This window comes from Acidisphaera rubrifaciens HS-AP3 (genome assembly GCF_000964365.1).
In the GTDB taxonomy this organism is placed as follows: Bacteria; Pseudomonadota; Alphaproteobacteria; order Acetobacterales; family Acetobacteraceae; genus Acidisphaera; species Acidisphaera rubrifaciens.
Genome location: NZ_BANB01000662.1, coordinates 1 through 2017, shown reverse-complemented (window position 1 = coordinate 2017; position 2017 = coordinate 1). Strand labels below are relative to the sequence as shown.

Genomic DNA, 2017 nt, shown 5'->3' with positions numbered 1-2017 from the left:
AGTCCGCCGCCGTGTCGAGGCCGGGCGCGGTGTCGCGCAGCCGGGACCCGGCCACGGGCTCCGGCGGGCGGGGCAGCTCCGGGCGGGGCTGCTCCGGGCGGGTCTGCTCCGGGCGCGTCAGGGCGCCCGCGACCCGGCCCTCGAGTTCGGTCAGTTCGGCCCGCAGGCCTTCCAGGTCGCGCAGCAGCGGATCGAGGATCTCCTCGCACGGCATGCCGTAGGGGTCGAAGGCGGGGCGGCGCCCGGCCGGGCGGTCCACCGGGCGGGCGGGGATACCCACTACCGTAGTGTCCGCCGGCACGTCGTCCACCACCACGGCGTTCGCCCCGATGCGCGCATTGTCGCCAATATGGATCGGCCCCAGCACCTTGGCCCCGGCGCCGATGATCACGTTGTTGCCGACGGTGGGATGCCGCTTGCCGCCCATGGTGCGGGCGACCCCCAGCGTCACCTGATGGTAGATATAGCAGTCGTCGCCGATTTCCGCGGTCTCGCCGATCACGACGCCCATGCCGTGGTCGATCACGAGCCGCTGCCCGATGCGCGCCGCCGGGTGGATCTCGATCCCGGTCAGCCAGCGGCCGATATGGGAGACGAAGCGGCCCGGCGTGGTCAGGCCCCAGGTCCACAGCCGATGGCCGGCCCGGTGCCACAGCAGGGCGTGCAGGCCCGGGTAGCACAGTACGACCTCGAGATACGACCGCGCGGCCGGGTCGCGTTCCCGGTAGACGCGGACCGTCTCAGTAAACGACCGCAGCGCGGACGCAAATGGCATGAAAGGCATGCGGCATTTCCGATATGAAACTTCGGTTTCGGTTCCTATACTCAGTTACTGCCGGTGACAGTCGCACACGGCGGTATCGGGTATCGGAGCCGGCTTCGTCGTCCGCCCTGCGTTCCGCGGCAGGCCCGGGGCTCGTGCCAGCGTCTCGGATCGAGGCGGGCGGAGTCCGGGGAAGCTCGCCGGATGGCGCGGCAGATTGAGAAGATAGGATTTCTGACTACCTGGGTCAACAATACCGGACCCGGGCGTTCCTGCGAGGGAACGGGCATAAAACCCGTGCCCGGCTTGCGGGGGCAGCGGTGAACGGGTCCGGACGTGGCCCGGCCCTGCGTTCGACGAGCGCCGTTTTCGCCTTTCGGGGGGAAACGGCGGGTAACTGCAGCGGTCAGGTCGGCTGAGTTTGGTTTGGGGAGAGGCGCCGCCGGGCAGTGGTCCGGCGACCTGGCGCCGGCATAAGGGAAACAGGTTTCAAACGTCATGCCTGAAGTCATGTTCGCCGGTCCTGATGGACGGCTGGAGGGTCGCTACCACCACTCCAAAGAGACGGGAGCGCCCGTCGCCCTGATCCTGCATCCCCACCCGCTGCACGGCGGGACGATGAACAACCGGATCACCTACGCGATGTACCAGGCGTTCCAGCGCCTGGGCTGCAGCGTCATGCGCTTCAACTTCCGCGGCGTCGGACGCAGCCAGGGTCGCTATGACGGCGGCATCGGCGAGATCGGCGATGCGGCGGCGGCGCTCGACTGGATGCAGGCGGTCAACCCCAATGCCGGCGGGCTGTGGATCGCCGGGTACTCCTTCGGCGCCTTCATCGGCATGCAGCTTCTGATGCGCCGGCCGGAAATTTCCGGCTGGGTCAGCGTGGCGCCGCCGGCCAACCACTATGATTTCGGCTTCCTCGCGCCCTGCCCCTGCGGCGGCCTCATGCTGCACGGCGACTCGGACGAGCTGGTGCCGGAACCGGCGGTGCGGAAGCTGGTGGACAAGCTCAACACGCAAAAGGGCGTCCACGTGGATTTCCGCATCTTCGCGGGCGCCGACCACGTGTTCGCCAACCATGCCGACGCGGTGGCGGACGCCGTGGAGGATTACTGCGGCAAGGCGATCGCCCGCCGCGCGATGGCGCTCGCCGCCGACTGACGCGCTAACTGGGCGCGCGGTGCGCGCGAGACCGGCAAGCGGCCGGGTCCGACCTTCGCGGTCGGCCCGGCCGTGGTCGTATTCAGGCCC

At 69.4% G+C, this 2017-nt stretch carries 2 protein-coding genes; one reads left to right on the top strand and one right to left on the bottom strand.

Going from position 1 to position 2017, the window contains the following annotated elements; all coding sequences use genetic code 11:
- A partial coding sequence (gene cysE / locus B8460_RS16025) for a serine O-acetyltransferase (protein ID WP_148360651.1) occupies positions 1-775 on the bottom strand: 775 nt, incomplete at its 3' end.
- A gap of 486 nt (positions 776-1261) precedes the next feature.
- Between cysE and B8460_RS16020 the strand changes: the two genes are divergently transcribed.
- On the top strand, positions 1262-1927 hold the full coding sequence (locus B8460_RS16020; RefSeq protein ID WP_048862615.1) for an alpha/beta hydrolase: 666 nt from the start codon (positions 1262-1264) through the stop codon (positions 1925-1927).
- Positions 1928-2017: the final 90 nt, after the last annotated feature.

Excerpts from the sequence above, each read along its gene's own strand:
- B8460_RS16020 (WP_048862615.1), top strand. The coding sequence starts at position 1,262 with ATGCCTGAAGTCATGTTCGCCGGTCCTGATGGACGGCTGGAGGGTCGC.